Raw genomic sequence first — 5,575 nt, forward strand, 5'->3', positions numbered from 1 at the left:
CAAAGTGTGTCCGGCTGCGTCCTACTCTCCCACACCGTCACCAGTGCAGTACCATCGGCGCTGAAGGGCTTAGCTTCCGGGTTCGGAATGGAGCCGGGCGTTTCCCCTTCGCTATGACAGCCGAAACTCTATGGAGATATCAATTCGTGGAGGCAACACGCCGCACGGGTGGTGGGGTGTTGCGGGTTCCCGTTTGTATCTCGGGAACCGCACAGTGGACGCGTAGCATCTTTGTAAGTCAAGTTATCGGCTTATTAGTACCGGTCAGCTCCACACATTGCTGTGCTTCCACGTCCGGCCTATCAACCCAGTCGTCTAGCTGGGAGCCTCTCGCCCTCGCGGGCCTGGAAACCTCATCTTGAAACGTGCTTCCCGCTTAGATGCTTTCAGCGGTTATCACTTCCGAACGTAGCTAATCAGCGGTGCTCTTGGCAGAACAACTGACACACCAGAGGTTCGTCCATCCCGGTCCTCTCGTACTAGGGACAGCCTTTCTCAAGTTTCCTACGCGCACAGCGGATAGGGACCGAACTGTCTCACGACGTTCTAAACCCAGCTCGCGTACCGCTTTAATGGGCGAACAGCCCAACCCTTGGGACCTACTCCAGCCCCAGGATGCGACGAGCCGACATCGAGGTGCCAAACCATGCCGTCGATATGGACTCTTGGGCAAGATCAGCCTGTTATCCCCGGGGTACCTTTTATCCGTTGAGCGACGGCGCTTCCACAAGCCACCGCCGGATCACTAGTCCCGACTTTCGTCCCTGCTCGACATGTCTGTCTCACAGTCAAGCTCCCTTGTGCACTTACACTCAAAACCTGATTGCCAACCAGGCTGAGGGAACCTTTGGGCGCCTCCGTTACCTTTTAGGAGGCAACCGCCCCAGTTAAACTACCCACCAGGCACTGTCCCTGATCCGGATCACGGACCGAGGTTAGATATCCAGAACGACCAGAGTGGTATTTCAACGTTGACTCCACCATCACTGACGTGACGGCTTCACAGTCTCCCACCTATCCTACACAAGCCGTACCGAACACCAATACCAAGCTGTAGTAAAGGTCCCGGGGTCTTTCCGTCCTGCTGCGCGTAACGAGCATCTTTACTCGTAGTGCAATTTCGCCGAGTTCGTGGTTGAGACAGTGGAGAAGTCGTTACGCCATTCGTGCAGGTCGGAACTTACCCGACAAGGAATTTCGCTACCTTAGGATGGTTATAGTTACCACCGCCGTTTACTGGCGCTTAAGTTCTGAGCTTCGCCGTGAGGCTAACCCGTCCCCTTAACGTTCCAGCACCGGGCAGGCGTCAGTCCGTATACATCGTCTTGCGACTTGGCACGGACCTGTGTTTTTAGTAAACAGTCGCTTCTCCCTGGTCTCTGCGGCCGATCACGCTCGGGAAGCAAGTTCCGTCACGATCAGGGCCCCCCTTCTCCCGAAGTTACGGGGGTATTTTGCCGAATTCCTTAACCACGATTCACTCGATCGCCTTGGTATTCTCTACCTAACCACCTGAGTCGGTTTGGGGTACGGGCGGCTCGAACCTCGCTAGAAGTTTTTCTCGGCAGCATAGGATCACCCTCTTCCCGCATTCGCGGTCACTATCAGGTCTCAGGCTTCATGCGGTCCGGATTTGCCTGGACCGCGCCCTACACCCTTGGACGTGGACAACCATCGCCACGCGGAGGCTACCTTCCTGCGTCACTCCATCGCTTGACTACTACCAGATCGGGTCGTGCGCTCCACACACCCGGTAACCCCGAAGGGTTGATGGGCGTGCTTCAGGCACTTAGCATCACTGGGTTCATCATGGGCGGTTCTTCGCCGGTTCCGGAATATCAACCGGATGTCCATCGACTACGCCTGTCGGCCTCGCCTTAGGTCCCGACTTACCCAGGGCAGATTAGCTTGACCCTGGAACCCTTGGTTATTCGGCGGACGGGTTTCTCGCCCGTCATTCGCTACTCATGCCTGCATTCTCACTCGTGTAGCCTCCACGGCTGGATCACTCCGCCGCTTCCCTGGCAACACGACGCTCCCCTACCCATCAACACGCCTGGACACCGAACCCGCAGGTGTCGGTGCCGAGCAGTATGTCAATGCCACAGCTTCGGTGGTGTGCTTGAGCCCCGCTACATTGTCGGCGCGGAATCACTTGACCAGTGAGCTATTACGCACTCTTTAAAGGGTGGCTGCTTCTAAGCCAACCTCCTGGTTGTCACAGCAACTCCACATCCTTTCCCACTTAGCACACGCTTAGGGACCTTAGCTGGTGATCTGGGCTGTTTCCCTCTCGACTACGGAGCTTATCCCCCGCAGTCTCACTGCCACGCTCTCACTTACCGGCATTCGGAGTTTGGCTAACGTCAGTAACCTGGTGAGGCCCATTAGCTATCCAGTAGCTCTACCTCCGGCAAGAAACACGTGACGCTGCACCTAAATGCATTTCGGGGAGAACCAGCTATCACGGAGTTTGATTGGCCTTTCACCCCTACCCACAGCTCATCCCCTCAGTTTTCAACCTAAGTGGGTTCGGTCCTCCACGCAGTCTTACCTGCGCTTCAACCTGGCCATGGGTAGATCACTCCGCTTCGGGTCTAGACCCAGCGACTCAAACGCCCTGTTCGGACTCGCTTTCGCTACGGCTTCCCCACACGGGTTAACCTCGCCACTGAGCACTAACTCGCAGGCTCATTCTTCAAAAGGCACGCTGTCACCCCACACGTCCAACGACGGGAGGCTCCAACGGATTGTAGGCACACGGTTTCAGGATCTATTTCACTCCCCTCCCGGGGTACTTTTCACCTTTCCCTCACGGTACTTGTCCGCTATCGGTCACCAGGGAATATTTAGGCTTAGCAGGTGGTCCTGCCAGATTCACACGGGATTTCTCGGGCCCCGTGCTACTTGGGAAATCCACCGGGAGTCCACACCATTTCGTCTACGGGGGTCGCACCCTCTGTGCCGAGCCATTCAATGCTCTTCGACTATGACGCAGATTTCTTACTCCCTACCGGTCTGTCAGAACCGGTCGGCGGGTCCCACGACCCCGGACATGCAACGCCTGACAGCTATCACACACGCCCGGTTTAGCCTCATCCGCTTTCGCTCGCCACTACTCACGGAATCACTGTTGTTTTCTCTTCCTGTGGGTACTGAGATGTTTCACTTCCCCACGTTCCCTCCACACACCCTATATATTCAGGTGCGGGTGACTGGACTTGCCTCCAGCCGGGTTTCCCCATTCGGAAATCCTCGGATCACAGTCTGGTTATCGACTACCCGAGGCTTATCGCAGATTCCTACGTCCTTCTTCGGTTCCTGGTGCCAAGGCATCCACCGTGTGCCCTTAAAAACTTGACACTACAAAGATGCTCGCGTCCACTGTGAAGTTCTCAAAATACAACCGGCACCCCACACCCGACATGACAACGTCACGCCCTCGGCAGGGTCCACGACCAGAAGAAACCAGCCGGCACGCACCACAGCCTTGGCTCTCACCAAGGCCGGCACGAGTCGCCCGATCCTTCAGGACCCAACAACGTGTCAAGCACCCACCACGACCCCCACACCACGTTCCACTGCCCAGCTCCTTGACGAAGCTCGGCCTGTACTTGTGTGCGGCGACCAGGAAGGCGCCAACTAATCGATGTTCCACCCTTGAGCACCCGCTGAGTGACGTTCGCACTCAGACCGGGCTCTGGCACCACAGGGAGTAGACCCTGCGGGCAGTGCTCCTTAGAAAGGAGGTGATCCAGCCGCACCTTCCGGTACGGCTACCTTGTTACGACTTAGTCCCAATCGCCAGTCCCACCTTCGACGGCTCCCCCCACAAGGGTTGGGCCACCGGCTTCGGGTGTTACCGACTTTCGTGACTTGACGGGCGGTGTGTACAAGGCCCGGGAACGTATTCACCGCAGCGTTGCTGATCTGCGATTACTAGCGACTCCGACTTCATGGGGTCGAGTTGCAGACCCCAATCCGAACTGAGACCGGTTTTTTGGGATTCGCTCCACCTCGCGGTTTCGCAGCCCTTTGTACCGGCCATTGTAGCATGCGTGAAGCCCAAGACATAAGGGGCATGATGATTTGACGTCATCCCCACCTTCCTCCGAGTTGACCCCGGCAGTCTCCTATGAGTCCCCACCACGACGTGCTGGCAACATAGAACGAGGGTTGCGCTCGTTGCGGGACTTAACCCAACATCTCACGACACGAGCTGACGACAACCATGCACCACCTGTACACCAGTCCGAAGACGCACCCATCTCTGAGTGATTCCGGTGTATGTCAAGCCTTGGTAAGGTTCTTCGCGTTGCATCGAATTAATCCGCATGCTCCGCCGCTTGTGCGGGCCCCCGTCAATTCCTTTGAGTTTTAGCCTTGCGGCCGTACTCCCCAGGCGGGGAACTTAATGCGTTAGCTGCGGCACGGATCTCGTGGAATGAGACCCACACCTAGTTCCCAACGTTTACGGCATGGACTACCAGGGTATCTAATCCTGTTCGCTCCCCATGCTTTCGCTTCTCAGTGTCAGTAATGGCCCAGAGACCTGCCTTCGCCATCGGTGTTCCTCCTGATATCTGCGCATTCCACCGCTACACCAGGAATTCCAGTCTCCCCTACCACACTCTAGTCTGCCCGTACCCACTGCAAGTCCGGGGTTGAGCCCCGGATTTTCACAGCAGACGCGACAAACCACCTACAAGCTCTTTACGCCCAATAATTCCGGACAACGCTCGCACCCTACGTATTACCGCGGCTGCTGGCACGTAGTTAGCCGGTGCTTCTTCTGCAGGTACCGTCACTTTCGCTTCTTCCCTGCTGAAAGAGGTTTACAACCCGAAGGCCGTCATCCCTCACGCGGCGTCGCTGCATCAGGCTTTCGCCCATTGTGCAATATTCCCCACTGCTGCCTCCCGTAGGAGTCTGGGCCGTGTCTCAGTCCCAGTGTGGCCGGTCGCCCTCTCAGGCCGGCTACCCGTCGTCGCCTTGGTGAGCCACTACCTCACCAACAAGCTGATAGGCCGCGAGTCCATCCCAGACCGAAAAACTTTCCACACCATACCCATGCGGATTGGTGTCATATCCGGTATTAGCTCCGGTTTCCCGGGGTTATCCCAGAGTCTGGGGCAGGTTACTCACGTGTTACTCACCCGTTCGCCACTGATCAGACAGGGCAAGCCCCGTCATCACCGTTCGACTTGCATGTGTTAAGCACGCCGCCAGCGTTCGTCCTGAGCCAGGATCAAACTCTCCGTTGATGTCAAACACCCACACCACACCCAAAAGGGCACAGCACGAGCAAACTTTGACCCCAAAAAAGGGGTTGAAAACCTGACTGAAGTCAAACAACCAGCTCAAAAAAGCTCGTCATTCAATTCAACCAAAGGATAATTCGCACCGAAACCCGACCATCACCACGCCACACAGGACGCAGATCAACCAGCCAGGCCCCGAGACGAGGTAATTGGCATCGATTTTTGACACGCTGTTGAGTTCTCAAGAATCGGACACACACCATCAACCACCTCACCGAGGAGGCCTCCGGGGCAACCCTTCAAACTTACCCGCC

General features: G+C 56.6%; 3 rRNA genes. All 3 read right to left on the bottom strand.

The annotated features are described in order from the left end of the window. Positions 1 to 8: 8 nt before the first annotated feature. The 3 genes from rrf to H9I49_RS23265 all read right to left on the bottom strand — a co-directional run bounded on the left by rrf (position 9) and on the right by H9I49_RS23265 (position 5,264). A 5S ribosomal RNA gene (gene rrf / locus H9I49_RS23255) occupies positions 9 to 125 on the bottom strand. A gap of 109 nt (positions 126 to 234) precedes the next feature. Continuing rightward, positions 235 to 3,363: ribosomal RNA gene (locus H9I49_RS23260) — 23S ribosomal RNA — on the bottom strand. Positions 3,364 to 3,742: 379 nt separating this feature from the next. Next, a 16S ribosomal RNA gene (locus tag H9I49_RS23265) occupies positions 3,743 to 5,264 on the bottom strand. Together the 16S, 23S and 5S rRNA genes form the textbook arrangement of a ribosomal RNA operon. Positions 5,265 to 5,575 lie beyond the last annotated feature (311 nt).

The sequence above is a fragment of the Terrabacter sp. MAHUQ-38 genome (assembly GCF_014518425.1).
GTDB lineage: Bacteria > Actinomycetota > Actinomycetes > Actinomycetales > Dermatophilaceae > Terrabacter.